This window comes from Nonomuraea sp. CA-143628, from assembly GCF_050942315.1.
Classification (GTDB): Bacteria; Actinomycetota; Actinomycetes; order Streptosporangiales; family Streptosporangiaceae; genus Nonomuraea.
On sequence record NZ_CP192072.1, the window covers coordinates 3231633 to 3258128 of the forward strand.

Here is a 26496-nt window from a genome sequence, read left to right on the forward strand (position 1 = left end):
ACACGGGAAGGACGACCAGCTCTGAAACCTGTTCCCGATGGGCCCCCGCCCGCGCCCACGGTGCAGCGCCTGCGTGTGCGCTACGCCAAGCGCGGACGTCTGCGCTTCACCAGCCACCGCGACATCTCGCGGGCCGTCGAGAGAGCGGTCCGCCGTGCTGGCATTCCGGTGGCCTTCAGTGCGGGCTTCTCACCCCATCCGAAGATCTCCTATGCGGGCGCGGCGCCGACCGGCGTCGCCAGCGAGGCCGAATACCTCGAGATCGGCGTCACGAAACCGTGCGAACCCGGACGGATCCGTGCCGACCTGGACGGCTCTCTGCCGCCTGGTCTCGACGTGCTCGACGTCGTGGAGGCCACCAGTGGTGGGCTGGCCGACCGCTTGGAGGCGTCTGAGTGGGATGTGCGGTTGCCCGGCGCCGACTGGGAGCTCGCGGAGACGGCGGTGGCGAAGTTCCTCGCCGCCGAGACGGTGGAGGTCGAACGCCTCACCAAGAAGGGGCCCCGACGCTTTGACGCCCGGGAGGCGGTGTTGAGGCTCGAGGTGCCCGAGGGAGCAGACAGAACCGCAGCTCAGGTGCCAGGACAGTCGTGTGTCATACTGCGCATGGTTGTTCGGCACGTGATTCCTGCCGTACGACCCGACGATGTGCTCACAGGGCTGCGCCTTGTGGCCGACTTCGCGCCGCCGGTTCCCCCCGAGGTGACCAGGCTGGCGCAGGGGCCGCTCGACGCCAGCACCGGTGCGCTTGCCGATCCGCTCGGCCTGGACCGCGACACTACGCGCGGCGGCGAGGCGGTTTCGGCGGGTGAGCAGGTCGACGGTTAAGGACGTGCCTTGCGCGAGCGGGGTACGACCGCTGACAGGACTTGGCGCCTGCGCCCCCCTCCGGGGGCGCGGGCGGACAACGAGACACGAGAGCTCCTGCGCGGCGCGGCGACGCGCCCGGGAGCTGACGGGAGAGCGCCCGCATGCTCGAGAACGAGCCCAACGGCGGGGCCAACGGCCCCGGCGGGGAGACAACTGAACAGTCCAAGGTGACAAAGCGTCGCCGTGCCGCGAGCCGGCCGGCGGGACCGCCGCCCGAGCTGCCAGAGGAGCCGTCGCCCACGGTCGCGGCCGCTACGACCGCGCCCGCGAGCCCGGTCGAGCCGGCGAGCCCGGTTGAGGCCGCCGTGGCGCAGGCCATGGATGACGCTGTGGCGCAGGCCGCCGACACCGTCACCGAGGAGAAGCCCAAGAGGGCGGCGAGGACGCGGTCGACGGCCACGACGACGCGACGCCGTACGAGCAAGAAGGCCGCCGACGAGGCGACGGAGAGCGCGCAGGACACCAGCGGTGGGGTCCCCGAGAGCGTTACCGGCACCGGCGGTGAGGCCGTGAGCACCCTGGAAGCGGCTGAGGGGGGCGAGCAGGCGGTCGAGGCCGCACCGGTCAAGCGTCGCCGCACCCGCAAGAAGACAGAGCCTGAGGCGGCCGCTGAGAGCGTCGAGACGGCTCCGGGACGGTCCGCCGAGGTCGCGGCGGGCGTTGGTGAGGTGGCCGCCGAGCGGCTCGGCAGCGCCGACGCCGAAGAGGACGTCACCGAGCTCCTGCCCGAAGACGAGCCGCTGGACGACGAGCCCGCCGGCGAGGACCTCGACGAGGTCGACCGGCCGAGCCTGCTCGCCGACCCGTTCGGCCTGTCCGCGCGGGCGCAGAGCCAGCAGGGGACCGCGTTCCAGCGCCCCGCCGCCATCTTCGCACCGCTGTTCCAGGCCCCGGACCCGACCCAGGCCAAGCCCGCCGCGACCCGGCGCCCCGAGCCGCAGCCGCAACCGCAGCCCGAGCAGGCGGCCCCGGAGCCCGAGGAGGCCGCGGAGACGGTCACCGACGAGGAGGCCGACACCGCCGACGAGCAGGAGGAGGAGGGCGGCAGCCGCCGTCGCCGCCGCCGTCGTGGCGGCAGGGGCCGTGGCAAGGCGCGCGAGCGTGACGACGCCGACGACGAGTCCGACGAGTCCGACGACGAACAGGGCGAGGAGCCTCAGGAAGAAGAGGCGTCCAGCTCCCGCCGGCGTCGCCGCCGCAGGCGCCGTGGTGCCGACGACGGCGCCGAGCCGGCCGGGGACGACCCGCCCAACACCGTCGTGCGCATCCGCGCGCCCCGCACGGGCCGCGCCGCCGGGCATGACATCTCCGCCGACGGCGTCACGAGCGTGCGCGGCTCCACCAGGCTCGAGGCCAAGAAGCAGCGCCGTCGTGAGGGCCGCGAGCTGGGCCGCCGGCGTCCGCCGATCATCACCGAGTCGGAGTTCCTGGCTCGGCGCGAGTCGGTCGACCGGATGATGGTGGTGCGCCGCCAGGGCGACCGCACCCAGATCGCGGTGCTGGAGGACGGCGTGCTCGTCGAGCACTACGTCAACCGCGAGGCCAGCCAGTCCTACGTCGGCAACGTCTACCTCGGCAAGGTCCAGAACGTACTGCCGTCGATGGAGGCCGCCTTCGTCGACATCGGCAAGGGCCGCAACGCCGTCCTGTACGCCGGTGAGGTCAACTTCGACACCGCGGGCCTGGAAGGCCAGCCCAAGCGCATCGAGGCGGCGCTGAAGTCCGGCCAGTCGGTGCTGGTGCAGGTCACCAAGGACCCGATCGGCCACAAGGGCGCCCGCCTGACGTCGCAGATCAGCCTGCCGGGCCGCTACCTCGTGTACGTGCCCGACGGCTCGATGACCGGCATCAGCCGCAAGCTGCCCGACAAGGAGCGCACGCGGCTCAAGAGCATCCTGAAGAAGGTCATGCCCGAGAACGCCGGCGTGATCGTGCGCACGGCCGCGGAGGGCGCTTCTGAGGACGAGCTGGCTCGCGACGTGGCCCGCCTGTCGGCGCAGTGGGAGAACATCCAGAAGAAGGCCAAGTCGGCCAGCCCGCCCGAACTGCTCTCGGCCGAGCCGGACCTGACCGTCCGCGTGGTCCGCGACGTCTTCAACGAGGACTTCACCTCGCTGGTCGTGCAGGGCGAGGAGGCGTGGGAGACGGTCGAGGAGTACGTCAAGTACGTCGCGCCGCACCTCGGCGAGCGCCTGTCCAAGTGGGACACCGAGCAGGGTGACGTGTTCGAGTCCTACCGGATCGACGAGCAGCTCGGCAAGGCGATGGAGCGGAAGGTCTGGCTGCCCAGCGGCGGCTCGCTGGTGATCGACCGTACCGAGGCGATGAGCGTCGTCGACGTCAACACCGGCAAGTTCACCGGGCAGGGCGGCAACCTCGAAGAGACCGTCACCCGCAACAACCTGGAGGCGGCCGAGGAGATCGTCCGCCAGCTCAGGCTCCGCGACATCGGCGGCATCATCGTGATCGACTTCATCGACATGGTGCTGGAGTCCAACCGCGACCTGGTGCTGCGCCGGCTGCTCGAATGCCTGGCGCGCGACAGGACCAAGCACCAGGTGGCCGAGGTCACCTCGCTGGGTCTGGTCCAGATGACGCGTAAGCGGGTCGGTCAGGGCCTCCTGGAGGCCTTCTCGACGCCGTGTGACTGCTGCAACGGGCGTGGCCTGATCGTCTCCACGGAGCCGGTCGAGGCCAAGCCGGAGCCGCGCGGCACTCAGGGCAAGATGGCCATCGAGAAGGCGGTCTCGGACAAGGTGTCCGCGGCCAAGGACTCCGGTAGCCGTGATACCGTGACCGATGCGCTTGAAGACGTCCCGGCTGAGGACGACCAGGCGGGCCAGACTTCCGGCAGAGGGCGGCGACGCTCTCGCCGAGCCAAGTCAGCCGAGTAGCCAGGCGCTCCCGCAAGGGAGCGCTCCTCGGCCGACTGCCCCGACGATCCGTCCGGTTCGACCAGGGCACCGTTAATCCGGTACTCTTGAGAATCGGTGCGTCCAGCGGCGCGCCCTGTTCGCGCGCCTACTCGGTTCGTCGGTTCCAGACAGCACCGAATGCCGGGCGCAGCATTCAGAAGTCAGTAGAAGGGTTCCGCGGTGTACGCGATCGTTCGTTGCGGCGGCAGGCAGCAGAAGGTCTCCGTCGGTGACGTCCTCGAGGTGGACAAGGTCGCCGGCGAGGTCGGCTCTTCGGTTTCGCTGCCGACGGTGCTCGTCGTCAACGACGGCGATGTGACCACGGAGGCGGGCAAGTTCCTGGTGAGCGCCGAGATCCTCGGTGAGACCAAGGGACCGAAGATCCGCATCCTGAAGTACAAGAACAAGACCGGTTACAAGAAGCGCCAGGGTCACCGTCAGCGGTACACCCAGGTGAAGATCACCGGTATCGACCAGGCCTGATCGGGGAGTTAGAGAGATGGCACACAAGAAGGGCGCGTCGTCCACCCGGAACGGCCGTGACTCCAACGCCCAGCGCCTGGGCGTCAAGCGCTTCGGCGGCCAGCTGGTCAACGCGGGCGAGATCATCGTCCGGCAGCGTGGCACCCACTTCCACCCCGGCGACAACGTCGGCCGCGGCGGCGACGACACGCTGTTCGCGCTGGCCGCCGGCCACGTGCAGTTCGGTCTCAAGCGCGGTCGCCGCGCGGTGAGCATCGTTCCGGTGGCGGAGTAGATTCTCAGAGTTTCCTGCTCAGGGGCGGATCGGGTTCTCGATCCGCCCCTGAGTGCGTTTTGTACGGCTTTTTGTGTACGGCTCACCGCCGGGGTCGCGGCCCGTTCAGGGCCACGCTCCTCTGGTGGACGTGGCCGCGCGCCGTGAGGTGCGCGTTCTTGGCCCCGGTCCGTGGACTGGGTTATGTGACGGGCCTTGATCGGCCTAGGAGGAGGGGCCGGGATGGCTGACTTTGTGGACCAAGTGGTGCTGCACCTCAAAGCGGGTGACGGCGGCAACGGTTGCGCGTCGGTGCACCGGGAGAAGTTCAAGCCGCTCGGCGGGCCCGACGGCGGCAACGGCGGGCGCGGCGGCGCGGTGATCCTTGAGGTGAGCCCCAACACCGCCACGCTGCTCGAATACCACCACCGGCCGCATCGCAAGGCCGACAACGGCAAGCAAGGCCAGGGGTCCAACCGCGACGGAGCCAATGGCGGCGACGTCGTCCTTCCGGTGCCCAATGGGACGGTCGTCAAGAACGCCGCCACCGGTGAGGTGCTCATCGACCTGGTGGGCGTCGGCACCCGCTACGTGATCGCCGAAGGCGGTTTCGGCGGGCTCGGCAACGCGGCGCTGGCCAGCACCAAGCGCAAGGCGCCCGGATTCGCGCTGCTCGGGGAGCCGGGGGACGCGCTCGACGTCATGCTGGAGCTCAAGAGCGTCGCCGACGTGGCGCTCGTCGGCTTCCCCAGCGCCGGGAAGTCGTCGCTGATCGCGGCCCTGTCCGCGGCCCGGCCGAAGATCGCCGACTATCCGTTCACCACCCTGATCCCCAACCTGGGCGTGGTGACCGCGGGCGAGACCGTCTTCACCGTCGCCGACGTGCCGGGGCTGATCCCGGGGGCATCGCAGGGCAAGGGGCTCGGGCACGAGTTCCTGCGCCACGTCGAGCGGTGCGACATGCTCATCCACGTCATCGACTGCGCCACCATGGAGCCGGGACGCGACCCGATCAGCGACTACGAGGTGATCGAGGCCGAGCTGGAGGCCTACGGCAAGCTCGAAGACCGGCCCCGCATGGTCGTGCTGAACAAGGCCGACGTACCGGACGCCCGGGAGCTGGCCGACCTGGTCAGAGGCGAGTTCGAGGAGCGGGGGCTGCGGGTCTTCACCATCTCGGCCGCCACCCACGACGGGCTGCGGGAGCTGACGTTCGCGATGGGCGAATGGGTGGCCGCGGCCAGGGCCGCCAAGCCCGTCGAGGAGCCCACGCGGCTGGTGCTGCGGCCCAAGCAGCTCGGCGAGGCCGGGTTCAGCGTCCGCCGGGTCAACGACAACCTCTTCCAGGTCACCGGCGAGAAGCCGGAGCGCTGGATCAGGCAGACCGACTTCAGCAACGACGAGGCCGTCGGTTACCTGGCCGACCGGCTTGAGCGGCTCGGCATCGAGGATCAGCTGGTCAAGGCCGGTGCCACCGCGGGCGCGGAGGTCGTGATCGGGCCGATGGAGGGTGGCTACGTCTTCGACTGGCAGCCCACGCTCAACGCCGAGTCCGTACGGCAGGGGCCGCGCGGCACCGACAACCGGTTCAGCTAGCGGCGCGCCGACCCCCCGCTTTCGGTCCCCGGGGTCCGGTACTCGGCCTCCGGCACCCCGTCCTCAGTCCCCGGCCCTCCGGCACCCCGTCCTCGGCCTCCGGGACTCGGCCTCCGGGACTCCGCCTCCGGCCCCCATTCTTTGGCGGCCCTCGGCTCCAGCGGTGTATCCCGGTCCTCGGCGGTATCCCGGCCCTCGGCCGGTTTTCGCGGGCGGTCAGGTCGACCTGCTCAACGTCGGCAGCGTCGAGGCGGGGCTGCTCGACCGTGGGGCCCCGGCCGACCCCGCTGGGAGCACCGGCCGGGAGGTCGGGTCGCCGGTCTCCGATAGGCTTCGAAGGTGCGGGAACAGATCAGCTCAGCGTCGAAGGTCGTCGTCAAGGTCGGCTCTTCGTCGCTCACCACCCCCCAAGGCATGATCGACGTCGACCGGGTCGATGCCCTGGTCGACGTGCTGGCCGCCCGCCGTCGCGCCGGGACCCAGCTGGTCCTGGTCTCCTCGGGAGCGATCGCGGCGGGCCTCGGCCCGCTGGGGCTGACCGCGCGCCCCCGCGACCTCGCCACCCAGCAGGCCGCCGCGTCCGTCGGCCAGGGTGTGCTCGTCGCCCGCTACACCTCCTCCTTCGCCCGCTACGGCCTGCGCGTCGGCCAGGTGCTGCTGACCGCCGACGACATGATGCGCCGCGCCCACCACGCCAACGCCCAGCGCACCCTCAACCGGCTGCTGGAGCTCGGCATCGTGCCGATCGTCAACGAGAACGACACCGTCGCCACCGACGAGATCCGCTTCGGCGACAATGACCGGCTGGCGGCCCTGGTCGCCCACCTCATCCACAGCGACGCGCTGGTCCTGCTCTCCGACGTCGACGCCCTCTACGACGGTCCGCCGAGCCGCAGCGGGTCCCGGCGGCTGGCCGAGATCCGCGGCCCCGAGGACCTGGTCGGCGTCGAGCTCGGCAAGAACGGCGCGGCGGTCGGCACCGGCGGCATGGTCACCAAGGTGCAGGCGGCCAGGATCGCCACCGGCGCCGGGGTGCCGGTCGTGCTGACCGCGGCCGCGCACGCCTCCCAGGCGCTGGCCGGGGCCGATGTCGGGACCTATTTCCATCCCGGCGGCCGCCACCCAGGCACCCGGCTGCTCTGGCTCGCCCACGCGACCACCGGACGCGGGCGGCTGCTGCTCGACGACGGCGCGGTGGAGGCCATCGTGGCCAGGCGCAAGTCGCTGCTGCCCGCGGGGGTCACCTCGGTGGAGGGTGACTTCGCGGCCGGCGACCCGGTGGACCTGTGCGGGCCGCGTGGCGGGGTGGTGGCGCGGGGGCTGGTCAACTTCGACGCGGGGGAGATCCCGGGCCTGCTCGGCCGCTCGACGCGAGACCTGGGCAACGAGCTCGGTCCAGAATACGAGCGTGAGCTGATCCACCGCGACGACATCGTCATACTGGAAGCCCACAACTAGACAGCCGGAAACCGGTAGCCCACAACCAGGCCATCGAAAACAATCGGGTCAGCGGAGGCCCGCAACCAGGCCACCGAAAGCAACCGGGCCACCAGCCAGCGGAGGCCCGCAACCAGGCAGCCGGATACCGGAGGCCACAACTAGGCAGGCAGCCGGTTCACCGGCGGAGGAGCGTGTGATGTCCGAGGAGTTCCTGAAGGTCGCCCGCGCGGCGCGAGAGGCCGCCGCCGAGCTGGCCCCGCTGCCGCGGGCGCCCAAGGACCGGGCGTTGCGCGCCGTCGCCGACGCCCTCGTCTCCCACACCGCCGAGATCGTCGAGGCCAACGCCAAGGACGTCGCGCAGGCGCGGGAGCAGGGCACGCCGGAGGCCATGATCGACCGGCTGCGCCTCGACGGGCCCAGGATCGAGGCCATCGCCGAGGCCGTACGCCAGGTGGCCGACCTGCCCGACCCCGTCGGCGAGGTGATCCGGGGCAGCACGCTGCCCAACGGCCTGGAGCTGCGCCAGCTCAGGGTGCCGCTGGGCGTGATCGGCATCATCTACGAGGGCCGCCCCAACGTCACCGTCGACGCCGCCGCGCTCTGCCTCAAGAGCGGCAACGCGGCCCTGCTCAGGGGTTCCTCCAGCGCCTACTCCTCCAACACCGTGCTGGTGCGGGTGATGCAGGACGCGCTGGAGGACACTGAGGTGCCTTCTGGGGCGGTGCAGCTGGTGCCAGGCCTGACGCGCGACTCCGTCAAGGAGCTGATGCGGGCCCGCGGCCTGGTCGACGTGCTGATCCCGCGCGGCGGCGCGTCGCTGATCAACTCGGTGGTCGAGGAGTCGACGGTCCCGGTGATCGAGACCGGTGTCGGCAACTGCCACGTCTACATCGACGCCGACGCCGATCTGGACCTGGCCGTCGACATCCTGGTCAACGCCAAGGCGCAGCGGCCGTCGGTGTGCAACGCGGCCGAGACGTTCCTGGTCCACGCCGGGGTGGCCGACGCGTTCGTGCCCCGGGCGCTCCAGGCGCTCAAGGACGCGGGCGTGACCGTGCACGGCGACGACCGGATCGCCGCCTACGGCGAGGTGGAGCCGGCCACCGAGGACGACTTCCTCGCCGAATACCTCTCGCTCGACATCGCCGCCGCCGTCGTCGGCTCGCTGGAGGAGGCCGTCGCCCACATCAGGCGCTACGGCTCGGGCCACACCGACGCCATCGTCACCCGGTCGCAGCAGGCGGCGCGCAGGTTCGTGTCGCTGGTCGACTCGGCGGCCGTCGCGGTCAACGCCTCCACCCGGTTCACCGACGGCGGCGAGTTCGGTTTCGGCGCGGAGATCGGCATCTCCACCCAGAAGCTGCACGCGCGCGGCCCGATGGGCCTGCCTGAGCTGACGTCCACCAAATGGGTCTATACCGGCGAAGGGCATCTGCGCACATCAGCGGGCACGGTCATCCCAAGGTCAGGCGCCTGACGGGGTTGGGCAGCGGTGGCGTGTCGGCGTGACCGGTCGGCGGAGGAGCTCGGTTGACTGGTCGACATGGAGATCGTCATCGCCTTGGCCTTCGCGGCCGTGGTGCTGGTCGGCGCGGATCGGCTGCTGCTGTGGATGGAGAGCCGCGGCCACATCCACTGGCGCAGGAAGGGCAGGAAGGACCTGTCGGCGGAGCCTACGACGGAGCTCGACAGCATGCTGTCCGAGCGACGCGACCGATAAAGCTTCGGCGCGTCGCACGCGTCGCAGGGCCTCCCGACGCTAGGGTGTTGTCCCTTATGGGCGCGCCGGGCGGGGAGGGACGGTGACCAAGCTCGGCAAGGTCGGGCCGTACACCCTGCTCGAGAGGCTCGGTCGGGGCGGCATGGGCGAGGTCTATCTCGCCAGCTCCCGCCGGGGCGAGCGGGTCGCCCTCAAGGTCCTGCACGACCTGGCAGAAGACAGCTCCATGCGGGTCAGGCTCGAACGTGAGGTCCGGGCGCTGCGCCGGGTCGAGAGCCCGTACGTGGCCAAGGTGGTGGACGCCGATCTGTCGTGCGACCGGCCGTACCTCGTCATGGAGAACATCGAGGGCGCCACGCTGCTCGACATGGTGCGCCACAGCGGCCCGCTCAACATGACGCAGCTGGTGGAGCTGGCGCAGGGCATCGCCACCGCACTCGCGATCATCCACGCGGCCGGCGTGGTGCACCGCGACCTCAAGCCCGCCAACATCATCATGGGCGCCGAGGGCCCGGTCCTCATCGACTTCGGCATCGCGCAGGTGGTGGACGCCACCCGGCTCACCCTGACCGGCACCTTCCTCGGCACGCCCGGCTACACCGCGCCCGAGATCTTCGCCGACGAGCACGTCGACTCACCCGCCGACATTCACGCGTGGGCGGCGACGGTGGCGTTCGCGGCGACCGGGCGGCCGACGTTCGGGCGGGGGACGGCCGAGGCGCAGATGTACGCGGTGCTCAACGGGCAGGCCGACCTCAAGGGCGTGCCGGTGGCGCTGCTGTCGCTGGTGCGGGCCGCACTGAACCGGGAGCCGGGCAAGCGCCCGACGGCCGCGCTGCTCGCCGACCGCCTGTCACGGCTGGCCAAGGCGACCAGCCCCGCCGAGCCCGATGCCGCCCGTGCCGTGCCCGCGGCCGAGGAGGGCGTCGCGGTGCGTGGCCGGGCCGGTGAGGAGGCCAAGCCGCGTAGTCGTACGGCAGAGGAGGCGAAAGCCCGCAGCCGCACGGCGGAGGAGGCCAAGCCGCGTGGCCGGACCGGTGAGGAGGCCAAGCCGCGCGGCCGGACGGTGGACGACGGGAAGGTGCCCGCGCCGCGGACGCGGACGAACCCGGACGGGAAGGTCCCGATGCCGCGCGGCCGTACGAGTGCGGACGGGAAGGTGCCCGCACCCCGGGGCCGCACGAGTACGGACGGAAAGGGCACCGGGCCACGGCTCCGCACGGGTGAGGGCGTCAAGGCCACACCCGTACGGAGCCGCACGAAGGCCGTGACCGGGAAACCCCGGACGCCGGGCACGCGCAACACCGGACTCGGGTCGGAGTCGGGCTCCACCACGCTGCCCGCGGGCAACGCCGCGCTGTTGCTGCTCGCGGTGCTGGCCGTGCCCTGTGTGGTGGCGTCGGTGATCTGGCCGATCGCGACGATCGGGATCACGGCCGCGTTCGTACTGCTGACCAGGACGCTCTGGATGAGCCACTGGATGGTCAGGAAACGGGTCTCGCGCCGGGTCAGGGTGACCCTGCGCGTGGTGCTCTTCCCGTTCGCGTTCACCGGTGCGACCGCGACCGCCGTGGTGTGGCCGGGCGTGCCCGTCGCGGTGGCTGCGGGTGGCGCGCTCTGGCTGATCGGCGGCGGCCAGATCGATGCCGACTGGTGGCAGCAGCCCGCGCCGGTCACCGCCGCGGGTGTCGTGTTCGGGATGCTCTGTGGCGGCATTACCGGACGCGAGATCGAGCGGGTCGGCGCTCATCTGCCGGATCTGCGCAGGGAAGGGCTGCGCGCACTGGCCGTGCTGGGCGGGTTCGTCGCCCTGTGCGCGGCGGCGGTGCGCGCTATCGCGCTGCTTCTGTGACCGGCTGTGGGTTAGCCCTGGCCGCCGTCGCGGCGGGAGAAGCGGTTGAAGATGCGCTCGCCCGCGTTGACCGCGCCCTCTGCCACGTCGCGCAGTACGCCGATGAACGGATCCTGCGACTGGGACCACGACGCGCGGTAGGACTCGGCAGCGGCCTTGATCTCGTCGGTGACCCGGGCGCTGGCGTCGTCTTCCCTGCGCGGGTAGTCGCCGCCGAGGATGCGCTCGTACTCGCCGCCGCGGTGCCACTTGTCGAGCTCGGCCACGCGCACCACGGCGAACGGGTGGGTGGTGCCGAGCAGGTTGAGCACCTTGAGGAAGCCGTCGCGCAGGTCGCCCGCGGTGTCGTATTCCTGGTATTGCTCCAGGAACGCCTCGATGTTCATCTCGTGGGTGTAGGCGCCGCCGGCCAGCTTCATCAGCGCGCGCTTGGCCGCGTCCGGGTCCTGGCCGGTGAGCAGGCCGCCGCGGTCGGAGGAGAGCTCCGACTTGCGGTACCACTCCTCCAGGCCCGCGACGATCGCGCGCAGGCCGATGTAGCCGAGCGGGATCCAGGCCACGCGGGTGGCCAGGCGGGTGAGGATGTCGAGCATCGTCCGGTAGACGGCGTGGCCCGACAGGATGTGCGAGGTCTCGTGACCGATGACGAAGCGCTGCTCCTCCTCGTTCATGAGGTTGAGCAGGCCGGTGGTCACCACGATGAACGGGTCGTCGAAACCGATGGCCTTGGCCTGGACCTGCGGGTCCTGCTGGACGTAGATCTCGGGGATCCGGTGCAGGTCGAGGACGTAGGCGGCGTCGCGGCCCATGTCGTAGAGGGAGCGGAACTGGGTCTCGCTCACACGCACGGCCGACGCCAGATACATCAGGCGCAGGCGGCGCTCGCTGATGAGGCCGGACATCTGCTTGAGAACCGTGTCGAACCCACTCAACTTACGCAGAGCGACCAGCGCGGACCGGTCTGCGGGGTGTTCGTAGGCACGAGACGAGATGCCGGGCAATTGGACGCGGTTGCGGTCCGGGGTGGTCGTCATGCCCGGCATGCTACGTCGGCAGCCGGGACGGCGCGCGTTCATCACCTGGGTTCGTGACGGGGTTGGTGACCGCTTTGGTCAGCGGGGGGTGCCATGTGGGTGTCGGATAGCCGACGCGTAGGGTCCTTTCATGATGAACGCGCCGAGTGTCCAGGGAAAGCGACGCGTGGGAGTGATGGGTGGGACGTTCGACCCGATTCACCACGGTCACCTGGTCGCCGCCAGCGAAGTGGCTCACCACTTCAATCTCGACGAGGTCGTCTTCGTGCCCACGGGCCGGCCGTACCAGAAGTCGGAGCGCGAGGTGTCCGCGCCCGAGGACCGCTATCTGATGACCGTGATCGCGACCGCGTCGAACCCCCGCTTCTCGGTGAGCCGGGTGGACGTCGACCGGCCCGGGCCCACCTTCACGATCGACACGTTGCGTGAGATCTCCGCGATCTACGGACCTGACGCACAGCTCTACTTCATCACCGGAGCCGACGCCCTCGGCGCGATCCTCAGCTGGCAGGACGCCGAGGAGCTGTTCGAACTCGCCCATTTCGTGGGGTGCACGCGGCCCGGTCACACGCTGCACGATCCGGGCCTGCCCCCGGGGAAGGTGACCTTGCTGGAGATCCCCGCCCTGGCCATCTCCTCGTCGGAGTGCAGGCAGCGGGTGGAGAAGGGTGAGCCGATCTGGTATCTGGTGCCGGATGGAATCGTGCAGTACATCAACAAACGCGGCCTTTACCACGCAGAGGGGTGAAGGTGCTCGCGCCATACGTGGGGCTCTTGAGCCGTAACGGGTACCCTCAACATAGGGCCATGTTGCCGACACAGGAGGACCGACCCGCATCGTGACCGCTTCCGAAAGAGCCGTCCAGCTCGTCCAGATCGCCGCCGAGGCCGCGGCCGACAAGCTGGCCGATGACATTCTCGCCTACGACGTGAGCGAGCAACTCGTCATCACCGACGCGTTCCTGCTCTGCTCCGCCACGAACGACCGCCAGGTCCGCGCCATCGTCGACGAGATCGAGGACAGGCTGCGCATCGAGGCCGACGCCAAGCCGGTACGCCGCGAGGGCGAGCGCGAGGGCCGTTGGGTGCTCCTCGACTACCTCGACATCGTCGTACACGTGCAGCACGAGGAGGACCGCACCTTCTACGCGCTGGAACGCCTCTGGAAGGACTGCCCGGCCATCCCGCTCCCGGAGAGCGTGGCGCAGGCCAACATCCAGCGGGCTCGCACTTGAGCAAGAGGATCGTCTGCCTCAGGCATGGCCAGACGCTGTGGAACGTCGAGCGTCGCTTCCAAGGCCACTCCGACATCCCGCTCGACGAGACCGGTGTCGCCCAGGCGGCCAGGGCCGCGTCCCTGCTGGCCTCGCTGCGGCCCACCGTCATCGTCTCCTCCGACCTCCAGCGAGCCAACGACACCGCCCTGGCGCTCGGCCGGATCGTCGGTCTCGAGGTCTCCGTCGACAAGGACCTCCGCGAACGCGGCGGAGGTCAGTGGGAGGGCCTGACCCGCGACGAGATCGCCGCCCGCTGGCCGGAGGAGTACGTGGCCTGGGAGGCCCCCGACGGCGAACCGGTCGCCGACGTGGCCGGCCGGGTGGCCGCCGCCATGCGCCGCTGGGCCGACCGGCTCGACGACGACGGCCTGCTGGTCGTGGCCTCGCACGGGGCGGCGCTGCGGCTGGGCATCTGCGAGCTGCTGGGGCTGCCCGAGGAGCTCTGGCCGGCGCTGGGCGGGCTCGGAAACTGCTCCTGGTCGGTGTTGCAGGAGGGACGTAAGGGGTGGCGGTTGCTCGAACACAACGCGGGCACGCTGCCTGAGCCGGTCAACAGCGACGACCGTCCGGACGCCTAGCCCCGCCTGGCCCAGGTCTGCTGCGTCGAGCCCGGGTCCCGCCACGTCGAGCCCGGGTCCTGCCGCGTGAGCCTGGTCTGCTGCGTGGGCGGATTCGTCCGGCGATAGCGGATTTGTAGCTCTAGTGCGGGTGGCGGAGGGGATGTGGTGTTATTTCGTCTTAGTGCGCTAGGGCGATGAGGAGACTTCGCGGTGGACCGAGGTGAGGTGCCTTACCTCCGGATCGTCGGCGAACTGCGGCGGCGGATCGCCGCAGGGGAGCTGGCGGTGGGGGACAGGATCCCGTCCACCCGGCAGATCATGCGTGACTGGGGCGTGGCGATGGCCACGGCCAGCAAGGTGATCGGCGCGCTTCGGGACGAAGGGCTGGTACGCCCGGTGCCCGGGATCGGCACCGTGGTGGTCTATCGGGTCGACACTCTGCCCGAGGCGGCTGACGACAGTGGGGGGCTGGAGTCCGCCCCCGCGGACCTGACCGAGCAGCGCGTCCTCGGCGTGGCCATCAAGGTCGCTGACAGTGAAGGGCTCGCCGCCGCCTCTATGGACCGGCTCGCCACCGAGCTCGGTACTCCGGTCCTGTCGCTTCATCGGCACGTACGGAACAGGGACGAACTCGTACACCTGATGGCGGACGCCGCCTACGGCGAGATTCCGCTCCCCGCACAGCCGCCGCCCGGTTGGCGCGCCCAGCTGGAGGTGTCGCTGCGGCTTCAATGGCGCCTCCACCGCCGCCATCCCTGGTTGTCCCAGGCCATCCCGCTCACCAGGCCAGAGTTCGTCCGCAACGCGATGGCGCACACCGAATGGGTCCTGCGCGCCCTCGACGGCCTCGGCCTCACCCCCAACGCCATGCTGCATGCCAGCGTGTCGCTGGCCGGGTTCGTACGAGGAGTCGCGGCGGCCCCGGAGGCCGACGATGAAGGGCTTGCGGCGGTCAGGGAGGGGCAGCTGGCCGAGGCGCTCTCCTCCGGTGGCTTCCCGACCATGGCCAGGGTGATCGTGCAGTCCGGACTCGACCTCGACCTGGACTCGCTCTTCGAGTTCGGGCTGCGGCGCCAGCTGGACGGGCTGGCCGTACTGGTGGCCGGTGCGGCGCACGGACGGCGCGATTAGGCGAATCCCCGCGATGGCTATATGCTCTCGGAGCGCCGTAACGAGCCCACTCGTCACGGTGACCAGGGGCTATAGCGCAGCTGGTAGCGCACCTCCATGGCATGGAGGGGGTCTGGGGTTCGAATCCCCATAGCTCCACTCGTTGGCGGGGTTGGTATGGTCGCTCGCCCCCTACGGGGGCTCGCTCCCCGCGGCCTCCTCGTTGTTTACCCCGGGGGATAACCCCCGGACCCCCAGCGTCGGGCCAATCGGCCTTCGCTTCGCTCCGGGCTGTTTTCCTTTTTCCCACAATCGGCTTCGCCTCTTTTGGCGCTTCGCGCTTGGGGGCTTCAGGCGGTTTCTTCCAGTCGGGCCTGGTCCCGACCCCTGTACGGCCTTCGCTTCGCTCGGTCGTCCTTATTCGGCGCTTCGCTGGCTTGTGGCCGTTTGGGATCCTCGGCGTGTTGGGGGTGGAGTGTCGACGACGGGTGAAACTGACCTGTGGCGACGCCCTAGAACCCGCGCGACGCCAGGGGGGTCAGGATTCCGAATCAGGCACACATTCCGTGATCGGACCCGTTGAGTAGGTCACGGTTCGGGTGTTCTGGCCGGTAGCAGGATCCTTGATCACGAACATCGTGTCGTGGCCCAGCTTCCAGTGAGGAGTGGCTCCACCTTGGTGAGGCGGATTCACGTCTAACCAACGTCGATCGCGACGAATGTCTGTGAGTAGTCGCCGTCGCGAAGCGCTTGCTTTGGAATGAGGAAGTTCAGCGAGCCTCCCTTGGGGAATTCCCATTCGCCGAGGTTGCTGGAGAGGTGGAGCAAGTGGGTGTACTCGCCCCGGAGGTCCGGTAGAGGGTCCTCCGGCGCTATCCAGGTTGGCCAGCCGAAGGCTTGGTCGTCATCGGCCGACCCCGGGTAGTGCCCGCCCGCGGAGTCTCCGGCGAACAGGTCGGTCACCGACTCCTCTGGGTCGCAGATGCTCGTGAGATCGGGGCCCGGGTCGAGTCCGAAGCCCTCGATGAGGTCTTCCAGCGCTCCGCCCCACCACATGTCGGGGAGCGACAGTCGCCGCCTGGCGTGCAGCGGGACGATCGCGAAGGCGTGATCGTCGGGCGACCTGAGCTCAACGGCACCGGTCGGGTCCGCCGGGATGACCTGGCAGTCGTAGAAATTGCCGAGGAAGAAGTTGAGAAGCCCGGGCCGGACGGGCAGTTCATCCCCGAGCCACGGGGCTAGTTCGTCGGTGTCGAGCACGGCGTACAGGTTGAGCGGGCCCTTGCCGTCGTGTGGCCACGGCGTTCCCGGGTCCAGGAGGGCTGCGCCGCCCAGGCGGCTGCGTCCCGCCGCTGGCCGGGACTCGCTGGCCGGGCTGAGACCAAATCCCGGTCTGGCCAGCGCGGCCAACTGAGATCCCAAGTGCTCCCCAAGGAACTCGGCGCAGACCGAACGAATGTAGGCGGCTTCCGACTCGTGATCCATCCCCCGATCCCAGCACACATCCCCGACAGACCCAGGACCAGCGCCCGCAGCGTCGTCTCATCCATCCCCAGGGCGACGAACATGATCGAGCGGTCAACATCTACCCCATGGGGGGGCCAGCGCTCGTTGCTACGAGGGCAGGCGCAATGAAGGCTCACGAGGGTATGGGATGGCCGGATTGTAGATCAGGCGCCCTCTGGCGATGGCTCGTCTAGGCCTCACCCGATGCTCCTGCTGCAGGCTGGCGGTCCCATGCCGTTCGGAAGGACGCAGGGGATGTCGCTGGCATCCGATTGGATGAGGTTCATGACTGCTCACGATGTGGCCCGGTTCCTGACGACGACGGGTGAAAACTGAATCAAGCACACATTCCGTGATCGGACCCTGGTCAGTCGGCGAGCAGGATTCGTTTGCGCAGGAGATCGGGGTTAGCGCGGCCGTACATCTGTCGCTTGAGCATCTTGGTCCGGTTGACGTGCCCTTCGACGGGCCCGGCCTCCCAGTGCCAGCGCGATGGCCTGCAACGCTCTCGCCGCTCGGATGCTACGGCGTCCGTATCGGACTGTCAGCCCCGGGATCTGTTCAGCGAACGTCGCCTTCGTACACGTGGAAGCACGGCAGAAGAACCGGTGAACCCGCAGGTGGATGAGCACTTCCTGGCCTCCGACCGCGGTATCGGACAACCGTCGTTCATAGCGGCTGTGCACCCGCTGCGAGGGAACAAGACGGCGACCAGCTCCTTGATCAACACGCTGCAGATGTTCGTGATCAGAGGCTCGGCTACCGGCCGGAACGCCCGAACCGTGATCTACTCAATGGGTCCGATCACGGAAAGTGTGCCTGATCCAGGATGCCGCCGTCGTTGACAGTGGAGTCTGATCCAGTGGTGGATCAATGATCTCGTTGTGCGTCTCCCACATGGGCTAACAGGGCTGAGCGGGTGAGAAACTACGCCGCTCTGTTGGTTGGGGCTGTGATCGTTGTCGGGCAGCCGCTCGTGGCCAGCGGTGCGGGGCAGGCTTACGCAGTTGCCGTCGCCTGACTGTCGCCGTTCAGTCGCAAGCACATCAACGTTTATCTGGATACGTTGCAGATTCGTGGTCAACAAGCCGAAGCCTGCGCCGCTCTCATGCAGCGCTCGACTGGTAATCGTGTTCTTTGCAGCGCGAAAGGAGATCATCACGTGTCGCAAGTTCTCGTCATACTGACGTCTCACGGGCAACTGGGCTCGACAGGGCGGGCAACGGGCGTGGGGTTGCAGACGTTCGCGTCGCCGTACTACGCGCTGAAGGAGGCCGGCGTCGAGGTTGTCGTCGCGTCACCACTTGGTGGCGACCCGCCGGTCGATCCTTTGAGCTTCGGCGAGGGCGTCGAGACGGTGGCTTTGCGGAGGTTGAACGAGGATGTCGAGGCGCGAGCGCTACTGCGTTCGTCGCTGCCCCTGCGGAACGCGGCGACGACTGACTACGACGGCCTCTTCTTCGCCGGTGGCCATGGCGGGATGTGGGACTTTCCCGATGATCCCGTGATCGGTGGCCTCCTCGCCGCGGCGCTGAACGCGGGCAAGCCCGTCGCCGCGGTGTGCCACGGTGTTGCCGCATTGTGCGGGGTCGATCCGGTGAGCGGCCGACCACTTGTCGAAGGCCGGAAGGTGACAGCACTGACGAACCAGGAGGAGGCGGCACTCGAACGCGACACTCTCGTGCCGTTCTTGTTGCAGGAGCGACTCATGAAACTGGGCGCCGAGTTCGAGGAGGAGGCCGAATTCACCTCGCACGTCGTGGTCCACGGCTCTCTGATCACCGGGCAGAACATGCGGTCGGCCGACGAAGCTTCGCGCGCCTTCCTGGCCGCACTCGCCTCGTGGTGCACATAGGACCAGGTTCCACCGACCCATAGCCAAGATGTGGTCGGAAGTGTGCGGGTGTGGGATCTCATCACCGGTGAACAGGTCGCAGGACCCTTGACCGGTCACGAGGGCATGGTGTGTGCGGTCGCCACGGCGGAGATCGAGGGTAGGCCGCATGTTGTCACAACAGGTGACGATGCAACGGTGCGGCTATGGGACCTCAGCATCCGACGGCCCGTGGGCAAGCCCATGAGAGCCTACGACTCCATGCGCGCGGTGGCCATGACGGCGGTGGACGGCCGCCCTCACGCCATCACCGCCAGCGCTTCGGTGGCCGAAGTCTGGGACCTGACCACCCGTGAGCAGGTAGGCCGGGAGCTGATATTCCCCTCAGGGATCAGTGCACTGGCTGTGGCATCGGATGGCCGATTGGTGGTGGGCGGCGGCGAACTCGTCGTACTGGCTCGCCGCTGACGGCATCCCATCGACCGCCGTTTCGTCCGATGCCGGCACCACCGGCGAAACCCGTTGTCAGCGCCACGGAAGGGGCGGGCAGCCAAGGCGCGGCGATCCTGCTGACGCCGGATCCCGTTCCGCGTCACTCCGAGTCCCGAGGCCACGCGACGTCGTCGATCGCGAGGAACGGCTGGACCGCGACCGCGGTCGGCGTCATCCCCGCGAAGGCCACGACGTCTCTGTGAAGGTGGGACTGGTCGGCGTATCCGCTCTCCGCTGCTACCGAGGCGGCGCTGTGGCCGGCGGCGAGGCGGTGGGCCGCGTGGTCGAAGCGGATGAGCTGGGCGACACGCTTCGGGGTCAGGCCGACCTGGGCGCGGAACCGGGACCAAAGGCGCTTGCGGCTCCAGCCGATCTCGGCGACCAGTCGTTCGACGCGTACCCGCCCTCGGCTGGCCACCATCTGTCGCCAGGAGAAGGTGACTTCCGGGTCGACGGCTCGGCCTGCGTCGGCCCGCCGCGCCAGCGCGGCCTCCACGATCGCGAATCGGTCCTCCCACGATCTGGCGGCCCGCAATCGCTCTTGGGTTCGTACGGCGTCTCGTCCCCACAGGTCGTCGAGGGAGGCCAGTGTCCCGCCCAGTTCCGAGGAGGCGCCCAAGACCGCGTGCGCGACCATCGGCGAGAGCCGCAGTTGGAGGCATTCGGAGCTTCTGGCGAACCCCCGCCCTCGAGCCCTGTGCGGGGCGAGTCCGGCGACGACGCGGTCTCGCTGCCGCGCACCACAGTCGTCTTCGATGACGAAGGGTTGGTCGCCGAGGTCGAAGATCACCATGACCGTGGGGTGCGGGACCAACGCGACATCGCGCAGCTCATTCGCCTGATCGCCGAACCCTGCCATCGTGACCCCCGGCAGCCGCCCAGGACGCGATGGGACCGTGATCTCCCATCGTGGTACACCGGCGCGAGCCGACTCGGCTGATCGCACAGCCGACATGGTAGGAGCCACTTCGTGGTGTCGCAATGCCACAACGCGTCTCCGGGGCTCGGCAGGGTCCTGGCTCAGCACCAATAGGCCGGTGGTGGCGAGAAATGGATCGCCACCGCTGAGCCGTACGGTCGACACCGAATGGCAACTCCCGGGCAGCGTCGGCTGGTCCACACACCCCGCGCTCAGAACCACTGGTCAGCGCCGGTTGGTCCACACCTCGCGCTCGGCGCCGTCGGGGTCGTCGACGACGGTGATCCTCTCGTCGATCAACGCGGTGGACCGGTCGGCCAGGTTGTAGCGAGGCCAGCCCGGATCCCCCCCGGCGACGAAGCGGACCCAGGCGCCGTGAGCCGTGTCGGCGACGACCTGTGGTGGGTCGTCGCCGATGAGGGCCTGGGTGGACTTCTCGTCGAGCAGGTCGAACACGTACGGGAGTTCCACCGCGTGGGCGGCGCCGAGGCGGCCGGCGAAGCTCGGCGACTCGTGGTCGAAGCGGTACATCCAGGTGTCGGCCCCGCCGGCCTCAAGGCGTGCCTCGGCGACCCGGATCACCGGAACCCGGATGAAGCAGTCGGTGGTCAGGGCGGCGAGCAGATCCCCGTCGTTCGCTCCCGGCCGGGCTGCCCGGTAGAGGCCGATCGTCCCGTCTGGCCCGCCGTAGGCGCCCACGACCGCGGAGAGGACGCGCTCGTCGGCGAGGTCGATCATGCCGGTGGGGACGAGGCCGATCCGGGTGTCGTCGCGGTTCCAGCCGGCCAGGAGCCGTACGCCGCTGCCGGCGTCCCTTCTCAGCGCGTCGAGCGGGTGGTCAGGGAGGGTGTCGCCGTCGATGACCGGGGCGAAGGGGAGGCTGCCCCACTTGGTCGGATCCGCGACGCTCTGGACCTCCTTGACGAGGGCGGACGCCGCCCGCGTCAGCCGTTCGACCGGCACCTCGCTGAATGCCTCGCGGGTCGGTGCTACCCCGAGCGACTCAGCCAGCCGTGAGGCGACGTCTGTGGCGCTCTCAGCCGTGAGCGTCTGGGCGGCCGCACCGCTCTGGGTGATCGCCTGGTGGAACAGGCCCCGGGTGCGGGGCATGGCCATGAGGGTGATGACGCTCATGGCCCCGGCGGACTGACCGGCGACGGTCACTCTCCCCGGGTCTCCGCCGAAGGCGACGATGTTGTCCTGGACCCACTCGAGCGCGGCGATCTGGTCCAGCAGCCCCAGGTTGGCGGTGCCGTCATCCAGGTGGAGAAAGCCCTCGGCACCGAGCCGGTAGTTGATCGTGACGCACACGACACCGTCGCGGGCGAAGGAGGTGCCGCGGTAGCCGGCGACGGATCCGGACCCCTTCGTGAACATGCCGCCGTGAATCCAGACCAGTACCGGTAAGCCGGATGCCCGGGGATCGGGGGTCCACACGTTGAGGTTGAGGCAGTCCTCGCCAGGGATCACGGCCTCCGGGAACAGCGCGGCGCCCTCCGGGTCGTCGTTGTCTTTCGGGCAGGTCGGCCCGTAATCGGTAGCGCCGCGCTCGCCCTCCCACCGCACGGGCGGCTCGGGAGGTCGCATGCGGCGTGCTCCGAAGGGCGGGGCGGCGTACGGGATCCCGAGGAACGCCGCCACTCCCTGGTCATGGCGGCCCCGCAGCCGGCCACTCGCCACCTGAACCTCTGGCGCGCTGCCCACGGTCTTCGTCATTACCTCTCCAATCGACGTTCCGGCGTTCCGGACATGAGGTCGAGCATCACAAGCTCCGGGCCTGGGCGTCTTGGATGAATGTTTCGTTCCGTGGTCAACACCGGGGCTCTTGCCGAATGTTATCCGCATGTGTAAATTTATACGCATGGATAAGAAGCCGTGGAATCTGGTCCGGACGCTCTTCGTCGCCATGCTCGTCATTTCGATCGCGACGCTCGGCGTGGCCGCCGTCATCGGTGGCAACTGGGTGGTGTGGTTGCGCGGCGCCGCCGTGGCCGCCGCCTCCGTCTGGCTCGTGGCTCTGGCGGGGCAGGCCGCACGAGGCAAGCGATCGGCCTACCTGCGCATCCGCTTCATCACCTTCGCCGCGCCCATCGGAATCGTGCTCATCCTCCTCGCGCCGGACAGCGGCTATCCCGGCTGGATGAAGGCGGAGCAGGCAGTGGTCGGCGTCCTGGTCGCCGCTGTCGCGGTCATCGTCAACCGTCGTGCCGTACGTGAGGCGTACCCGAAGCGTGGCAAGCTGGGGTGATATGCAGACCTCCGGAACTCGCCGCGAAGCCACCGAGGCCCGCAGAGCCCAGATCGCCTCCGCCACCATCGCCGTGCTCGCCGAGCGCGGCTATGCGGAGACCACGTTCGAGGCCATCTGCGAGCACGCCGGGCTCAGCAGCAAGAGGCTGATCTCCTATCACTTCTCCAACAAGGAGCAGCTTTTCGAGGCCGTCGTGCGTCAGGTCATCACTGACGCGGCCGCCTTCATGCGTCCGACGCTGGACGCCGTCTCCGGAGCCAATGCGCAGCTGGAGGCGTTCATCCGGGCCAACATCGCCTTCATCGCCGCCCATCCCGAACACGTGCGCGCGGTGCAGCAGATCGCGCACAACCAGGCGTTCGCGGGTGACCACGAGCGGGACGCCGCGATCGCCAGGCTGGTGGCGCTGTTCGCGGACGGGCAGCGTACGGGGGCTTTCAGGGCGTTCGACAGTGTGCTGATGAGTACGGCCCTGCGCGCGTCGATCGACGCGATGGCCGACCGCATCGTCGACGGCCTCGACCCGGGCCACTGCGCGAACGAACTCGTCGAGATCTTCGGCCGGGCGACGAGAGCTGGATTTTAAAGTCGTCCCATTGCTCGCGACAGTTCTGCGACAGTGCGGCGAAAGGGCGTGGCGCGACGATGTTCCTCGGCGGGGCGGCAAGAAATCCGCTCCAGTGGCCCCGAGGAGAAAGAATGAAACTGATCAGCAAGACGGCGATCGGCGCATCGATTACCGCCCTGTCGTTATCGGTCGCGCTTACGGCGGGAGCCGCCCCGGCACAGGCCGCGGTCTGGGACTGCTCCGCGTATATCGACGTCGCCTACAACACGGCCTCGGCCACCTGTCTCGCCGGGTTCGGTAACTTCCGGGTGCGGGCCGAATGCAATTCCGGGCATTGGCCCTACACGACCACCATTTGGGGGCCATGGATATACCGGTCCAGTGGGCCGTCGAGGTTCGTGTCGGAAGTCTCCGGTGACGCCTACGGTTGCAATGTCGCCAGAGCGTGGTACGAGGTCTGATTCGGCCGAGCCCAGCCCTGGCCGCGCGCCTATGGAGGGGCGGGTTGCCGGGATTTTCTTCGTTATAAGCGGCGACACGCCCATTTCATAAGAGCTGCTGTCGTATCACCGCTCGCTTCAGGAGCAACCGGTCCGGCCCATAGCATTCCTCTCTGAGTCGATGATCTTGACGGCTTGCGCCGTCTTCTGTCCGGCTCTGTTGCGTGGGGTACTGCGACCGGGGGGTGGCACATTGTCGGAGCGTGAGAAGAAGGCCATGGGGAGGCGTCGGCTGCCCTGGGTCGGGCTGGTCACTGCCATGGTGGCCAGCCTGGTGTGCGGGCCGGGGGGCGGATCCGGCGCTGAGGCACGCATGGCCGGTGCGAGCACGGCTTCCACACAGGTGGTCGCTGCGGGCACAGGCCGTGCGGAACCGGCGGGGAGCGCGTCGGACTTCGCGGCCCGTGCCGCGAAAGGCGCCCGCGCGCAGGAGCGGGAGGCCGGCTCGGGAAGGCCGGTCGGCGGTAGGAGAGCCGCCGTTGTCTGCCCGCCGACCTCCGTCATCTGCATAGAGAACAGCAAGCCCGGCAACCCCGCCAGCGAATGGGACATCTCGGGAGCGGGTAGCAGCGCCATCCAGGGCTATGCGACGCAGATGAGCGTCAATCACGGGGAGACCGTGCTGTTCAAGGTCGACACCGTGGCGAGCGATTATCGCCTCGACATCTACCGCATCGGTTACTACGCCGGAATGGGGGCGCGAAAGATAACGACGGTCCAGCCGTCCGCCGCGCTGCCCCAGTCGCAGCCCGCATGCGCGCAGGATACGTCGACCGGGCTCGTCGACTGCGGGAACTGGGGGGTGTCGGCCTCCTGGGCGGTGCCCAGCGACGCCGTCTCCGGGGTCTATATCGCGAAGCTGGTCCGGGAGGACGGAACGACCGGTAGCAGCCACATCATTTTCGTGGTCCGGGATGACACCAGGGGCTCGGACCTCCTTATGCAGACCTCCGACACGACCTGGCAGGCGTACAACAGGTACGGCGGGAACAGCCTTTACTACGGCAATCCCGTGGGCCGCGCCTACAAGGTGAGTTACAACCGCCCGTTCAAGACGCGCGACACGGGCACCATGGACGCCCCGGAGGGCTTCTTCTTCAACGCCGAATACCCCATGGTCCGATGGCTTGAGGCCAACGGATATGACGTGAGCTATTTCAGCGGCGTGGACAGTGCCACACGCGGTCAGGAACTCCTGGAGCACAAGGCGTTCCTCTCCGTCGGGCATGACGAATACTGGTCGAACCAGATGCGCAACGCCGTCGAGACCGCCCGCGACAGCGGCGTGAACGTGGCCTTCTTCTCCGGCAACGAGATCTTCTGGAAGACCAGGTGGGAGCCGAGCATCGCCGGTACGGCAACGCCGTTCCGGACGCTCGTCTGCTACAAGGAGACCCACGCCAACGCCAAGATCGACCCCAGCCCGGAATGGACCGGGACATGGCGCGATCCGCGTTTCTCGCCGCCGTCGGACGGAGGCAGACCGGAGAACCGCGTGAGCGGAACCTTCTTCAGGATCAACGGTACGGTCAACGACGCCATGACCGTTCCGGCGGAGTACGGGCCGATGCGACTCTGGCGCAACACGTCCGTGGCAAGCCTGCAACCCGGGCAGACCGCGACATTCCCGGCGGGAACGCTCGGGTTCGAATGGGATGAGGCCCCGGACAACGACTTCTCGCCGCCGGGGACGATACGGCTCTCCCAGACGACCTTGTTCTCGTCCAACAAATTCCTGCTCGACTTCGGTAGCACCTACGGTGCCGGGACCGCGACGCACAATCTGACGCTCTACAAGGCGCCGAGCGGCGCGCTGGTCTTCGGCGCCGGTACGATCCAGTGGGCGTGGGGCCTGGACAGTGTCCATGACCGGGCGGGCACCCCCACAGATGTCCGGATGCAACAGGCGACGGTCAACCTCATGGCCGACATGAAAGCCCAGCCGGTCACTCTCCAACCGGGTCTGGTGCCGGCGACGGCGTCGACCGACACCACCCCTCCGACCTCGGCGATCACGACTCCGGCCGCCGGCGAGAACGTGCTGCCCGGAACCATCCAGGTCGTGGGAACGGCGGCCGACACCGGCGGAGGCGTGGTCGCCTCCGTGGAGGCGTCGGTCGACGGCGGCGCCACCTGGCGCCAGGCGACTGGCCGGAACAACTGGCAGTACGCATGGACGATCCAAGGCACCGGCGCCAAGACGATCATGGTGAGGGCGGTGGACGACAGCGGCAACATCCAGTCGCCCACCACATCGAGGACGGTCAACTCGACCACGGACTGCCCCTGCAGCCTCTGGGCGTCGTCCACGGTGCCCTCCGTGCCCGCGGCCGATGACCCGAGCGCGGTCGAGGTCGGGGTGAAATTCCGGTCCTCGGCATCGGGCACCATCTCGGCGCTCAGGTTCTACAAGGGCGCGGGCAACACCGGCACCCATGTCGGGAGCCTGTGGACCAGCGGCGGCCAGTTGCTGGGGAGGGCGACGTTCACCGGTGAGACGGCGACCGGCTGGCAGCAGGTGAACTTCGCGACCCCGGTCTCGGTGAGCGCCAACACCACCTATGTGGCCTCGTACTTCGCGCCCAACGGCGGGTACGCCCGGGATGTCTCGTACTTCGCGAACTCGGTCGTGCGGGGTCCGCTCACCGCTCCGGACAGTGCGAGCAGCGGCGGCAACGGCGTGTACATCTACGCGGGGAGCAGCACCTTCCCCAGCAAAACGTACTCGGCGACCAACTACTGGGTGGACGTCGTCTTCAACACCACCGGCCCAACGCCGACGCCCACACCCACTCCGACACCGACGCCCACTCCCACGCCCACTCCGACGAACAGCCTGTGGCCTGACACGACGGTTCCGGGGACGCCGTCGGCGGGCGATCCGACGGCCGTCGCGCTGGGCGTGAAGTTCAGGGCGACGACGAGCGGGAGGATCCTGGGGGTCCGGTTCTACAAGGGGGCGCAGAACACCGGGACCCATACCGGGTACTTGTGGACCAGCGCCGGGGCGCTGCTGGCGTCCGGGACGTTCACCAATGAGACGGCGACTGGCTGGCAGCGGATGAACTTCGCCACGCCTGTCACGATCGCCGCCAACACCACCTACGTGGTCTCGTACTTCACGACCTCCGGGAACTACGCGGTGGACCGGCAGTATTTCGCCACCCAGTACAACAACGATCCGCTCCTCGCGCTGGCGAGCGGCGCGTCAGGAGGCAACGGCGTGTATCGGTACGGCGCGACGAACGGCTTCCCGACGAAGAGCTACCAGGCCAGCAACTACTGGGTGGACGTGGTGTTCGCCGCCGACTAGTCA

23 protein-coding genes, 1 tRNA gene and 1 pseudogene are annotated in these 26496 nt (G+C 69.0%); 20 read left to right on the forward strand and 5 right to left on the reverse strand.

What is annotated here, in order from left to right:
- Positions 1-75 precede the first annotated feature (75 nt).
- From ACQP2T_RS15090 to ACQP2T_RS15130, 9 genes are all read left to right on the forward strand, one after another.
- Positions 76-828 carry a TIGR03936 family radical SAM-associated protein gene (locus ACQP2T_RS15090; protein WP_433516764.1) on the forward strand — a complete coding sequence of 251 codons (753 nt, stop codon included), beginning with the start codon at positions 76-78 and terminating at the stop codon, positions 826-828.
- A 143-nt stretch (positions 829-971) separates the two neighbouring features.
- The gene (locus ACQP2T_RS15095; RefSeq protein ID WP_433516765.1) at positions 972-3764 is read left to right on the forward strand and encodes an Rne/Rng family ribonuclease; all 2793 of its coding nucleotides are present in this window, start codon (positions 972-974) and stop codon (positions 3762-3764) included.
- 201 nt (positions 3765-3965) lie between these two features.
- Positions 3966-4268: a 50S ribosomal protein L21 gene (rplU, locus tag ACQP2T_RS15100; RefSeq protein ID WP_138694024.1), complete on the forward strand. Its 303-nt coding sequence runs from the start codon at positions 3966-3968 to the stop codon at positions 4266-4268.
- A gap of 16 nt (positions 4269-4284) precedes the next feature.
- Positions 4285-4542 (forward strand): 50S ribosomal protein L27, encoded by a 258-nt coding sequence (gene rpmA / locus ACQP2T_RS15105; protein WP_090773491.1) that lies wholly within the window; start codon positions 4285-4287, stop codon positions 4540-4542.
- A 222-nt stretch (positions 4543-4764) separates the two neighbouring features.
- Positions 4765-6117: a GTPase ObgE gene (obgE, locus tag ACQP2T_RS15110; RefSeq protein ID WP_433516766.1), complete on the forward strand. Its 1353-nt coding sequence runs from the start codon at positions 4765-4767 to the stop codon at positions 6115-6117.
- A 339-nt stretch (positions 6118-6456) separates the two neighbouring features.
- Entirely contained in the window at positions 6457-7575 is a 1119-nt protein-coding gene (proB, locus tag ACQP2T_RS15115; protein WP_433516767.1) for a glutamate 5-kinase, read from the forward strand.
- 178 nt (positions 7576-7753) lie between these two features.
- Positions 7754-9034 carry a glutamate-5-semialdehyde dehydrogenase gene (locus tag ACQP2T_RS15120; protein WP_433516768.1) on the forward strand — a complete coding sequence of 427 codons (1281 nt, stop codon included), beginning with the start codon at positions 7754-7756 and terminating at the stop codon, positions 9032-9034.
- 66 nt (positions 9035-9100) lie between these two features.
- Positions 9101-9277, forward strand: coding sequence for a hypothetical protein (locus ACQP2T_RS15125; protein ID WP_433516769.1), 177 nt, complete (start codon positions 9101-9103; stop codon positions 9275-9277).
- Positions 9278-9359: 82 nt separating this feature from the next.
- A complete protein-coding gene (locus ACQP2T_RS15130) occupies positions 9360-11129 on the forward strand; it encodes a protein kinase domain-containing protein (protein WP_433516770.1) in 1770 nt (589 codons plus the stop codon).
- 11 nt (positions 11130-11140) lie between these two features.
- Here ACQP2T_RS15130 and ACQP2T_RS15135 read toward each other — a convergent pair whose 3' ends face one another.
- Entirely contained in the window at positions 11141-12172 is a 1032-nt protein-coding gene (locus tag ACQP2T_RS15135; protein ID WP_225302586.1) for a M48 family metallopeptidase, read from the reverse strand.
- A gap of 166 nt (positions 12173-12338) precedes the next feature.
- Here ACQP2T_RS15135 and nadD point away from each other — a divergent pair, with 166 nt between their 5' ends.
- From nadD to ACQP2T_RS15160, 5 genes are all read left to right on the forward strand, one after another.
- Positions 12339-12911: a nicotinate-nucleotide adenylyltransferase gene (gene nadD / locus ACQP2T_RS15140; protein ID WP_433519776.1), complete on the forward strand. Its 573-nt coding sequence runs from the start codon at positions 12339-12341 to the stop codon at positions 12909-12911.
- A gap of 91 nt (positions 12912-13002) precedes the next feature.
- A complete protein-coding gene (gene rsfS, locus ACQP2T_RS15145) occupies positions 13003-13398 on the forward strand; it encodes a ribosome silencing factor (protein ID WP_357648089.1) in 396 nt (131 codons plus the stop codon).
- A complete protein-coding gene (locus ACQP2T_RS15150; RefSeq protein WP_357939809.1) occupies positions 13395-14018 on the forward strand; it encodes a histidine phosphatase family protein in 624 nt (207 codons plus the stop codon). The genes rsfS and ACQP2T_RS15150 overlap by 4 nt, the downstream gene beginning before the upstream one ends.
- 192 nt (positions 14019-14210) lie before the next feature.
- Positions 14211-15131, forward strand: a complete 921-nt coding sequence (locus ACQP2T_RS15155; RefSeq protein WP_433516771.1) for a TetR/AcrR family transcriptional regulator C-terminal domain-containing protein — start codon at positions 14211-14213, stop codon at positions 15129-15131.
- 65 nt (positions 15132-15196) lie between these two features.
- Positions 15197-15269 (forward strand) — tRNA-Ala (locus ACQP2T_RS15160).
- Between the two features lie 537 nt (positions 15270-15806).
- On the opposite strand, the gene ACQP2T_RS15165 is transcribed toward ACQP2T_RS15160, so the two are convergent.
- Together ACQP2T_RS15165 and ACQP2T_RS15170 are read right to left on the reverse strand one after the other, a co-directional pair.
- Positions 15807-16595, reverse strand: coding sequence for a DUF1963 domain-containing protein (locus ACQP2T_RS15165; protein WP_433516772.1), 789 nt, complete (start codon positions 16593-16595; stop codon positions 15807-15809).
- A gap of 659 nt (positions 16596-17254) precedes the next feature.
- A pseudogene (locus ACQP2T_RS15170) lies at positions 17255-17302 on the reverse strand (hypothetical protein); the annotation flags it as partial.
- Between the two features lie 476 nt (positions 17303-17778).
- Here ACQP2T_RS15170 and ACQP2T_RS15175 point away from each other — a divergent pair.
- Positions 17779-18471: a type 1 glutamine amidotransferase domain-containing protein gene (locus tag ACQP2T_RS15175; protein ID WP_433516773.1), complete on the forward strand. Its 693-nt coding sequence runs from the start codon at positions 17779-17781 to the stop codon at positions 18469-18471.
- 48 nt (positions 18472-18519) lie between these two features.
- Positions 18520-18918 (forward strand): hypothetical protein, encoded by a 399-nt coding sequence (locus ACQP2T_RS15180; protein WP_433516774.1) that lies wholly within the window; start codon positions 18520-18522, stop codon positions 18916-18918.
- Positions 18919-19042: 124 nt separating this feature from the next.
- On the opposite strand, the gene ACQP2T_RS15185 is transcribed toward ACQP2T_RS15180, so the two are convergent.
- Both ACQP2T_RS15185 and ACQP2T_RS15190 read right to left on the reverse strand, forming a co-directional pair.
- Positions 19043-19801, reverse strand: a complete 759-nt coding sequence (locus tag ACQP2T_RS15185) for a helix-turn-helix domain-containing protein (protein ID WP_433516775.1) — start codon at positions 19799-19801, stop codon at positions 19043-19045.
- A gap of 285 nt (positions 19802-20086) precedes the next feature.
- On the reverse strand, positions 20087-21577 hold the full coding sequence (locus ACQP2T_RS15190) for a carboxylesterase/lipase family protein (protein ID WP_433516776.1): 1491 nt from the start codon (positions 21575-21577) through the stop codon (positions 20087-20089).
- Between the two features lie 145 nt (positions 21578-21722).
- Between ACQP2T_RS15190 and ACQP2T_RS15195 the strand changes: the two genes are divergently transcribed.
- The 4 genes from ACQP2T_RS15195 to ACQP2T_RS15210 all read left to right on the forward strand — a co-directional run bounded on the left by ACQP2T_RS15195 (position 21723) and on the right by ACQP2T_RS15210 (position 26493).
- Positions 21723-22109: a hypothetical protein gene (locus tag ACQP2T_RS15195; protein ID WP_433516777.1), complete on the forward strand. Its 387-nt coding sequence runs from the start codon at positions 21723-21725 to the stop codon at positions 22107-22109.
- A 1-nt stretch (position 22110) separates the two neighbouring features.
- On the forward strand, positions 22111-22698 hold the full coding sequence (locus tag ACQP2T_RS15200) for a TetR/AcrR family transcriptional regulator (RefSeq protein WP_433516778.1): 588 nt from the start codon (positions 22111-22113) through the stop codon (positions 22696-22698).
- A 113-nt stretch (positions 22699-22811) separates the two neighbouring features.
- The gene (locus tag ACQP2T_RS15205) at positions 22812-23141 is read left to right on the forward strand and encodes a hypothetical protein (protein ID WP_433516779.1); all 330 of its coding nucleotides are present in this window, start codon (positions 22812-22814) and stop codon (positions 23139-23141) included.
- A 256-nt stretch (positions 23142-23397) separates the two neighbouring features.
- Positions 23398-26493: a DUF4082 domain-containing protein gene (locus ACQP2T_RS15210; protein WP_433516780.1), complete on the forward strand. Its 3096-nt coding sequence runs from the start codon at positions 23398-23400 to the stop codon at positions 26491-26493.
- Positions 26494-26496: the final 3 nt, after the last annotated feature.

Bases quoted from the DNA above. Each gene is read 5' to 3' on its own strand.
- ACQP2T_RS15135 (WP_225302586.1), bottom strand. From the start codon at position 12,172: ATGCCGGGCATGACGACCACCCCGGACCGCAACCGCGTCCAATTGCCC.
- ACQP2T_RS15185 (WP_433516775.1), bottom strand. From the start codon at position 19,801: ATGGCAGGGTTCGGCGATCAGGCGAATGAGCTGCGCGATGTCGCGTTG.
- rpmA (WP_090773491.1), top strand. From the start codon at position 4,285: ATGGCACACAAGAAGGGCGCGTCGTCCACCCGGAACGGCCGTGACTCC.
- ACQP2T_RS15210 (WP_433516780.1), top strand. From the start codon at position 23,398: ATGGGGAGGCGTCGGCTGCCCTGGGTCGGGCTGGTCACTGCCATGGTG.
- ACQP2T_RS15195 (WP_433516777.1), top strand. From the start codon at position 21,723: ATGGATAAGAAGCCGTGGAATCTGGTCCGGACGCTCTTCGTCGCCATG.
- ACQP2T_RS15205 (WP_433516779.1), top strand. From the start codon at position 22,812: ATGAAACTGATCAGCAAGACGGCGATCGGCGCATCGATTACCGCCCTG.
- ACQP2T_RS15190 (WP_433516776.1), bottom strand. From the start codon at position 21,577: ATGACGAAGACCGTGGGCAGCGCGCCAGAGGTTCAGGTGGCGAGTGGC.
- ACQP2T_RS15095 (WP_433516765.1), top strand. From the start codon at position 972: ATGCTCGAGAACGAGCCCAACGGCGGGGCCAACGGCCCCGGCGGGGAG.
- ACQP2T_RS15165 (WP_433516772.1), bottom strand. From the start codon at position 16,595: ATGGATCACGAGTCGGAAGCCGCCTACATTCGTTCGGTCTGCGCCGAG.
- nadD (WP_433519776.1), top strand. From the start codon at position 12,339: ATGGGTGGGACGTTCGACCCGATTCACCACGGTCACCTGGTCGCCGCC.
- ACQP2T_RS15120 (WP_433516768.1), top strand. From the start codon at position 7,754: ATGTCCGAGGAGTTCCTGAAGGTCGCCCGCGCGGCGCGAGAGGCCGCC.
- ACQP2T_RS15200 (WP_433516778.1), top strand. From the start codon at position 22,111: ATGCAGACCTCCGGAACTCGCCGCGAAGCCACCGAGGCCCGCAGAGCC.
- obgE (WP_433516766.1), top strand. From the start codon at position 4,765: ATGGCTGACTTTGTGGACCAAGTGGTGCTGCACCTCAAAGCGGGTGAC.
- ACQP2T_RS15125 (WP_433516769.1), top strand. From the start codon at position 9,101: ATGGAGATCGTCATCGCCTTGGCCTTCGCGGCCGTGGTGCTGGTCGGC.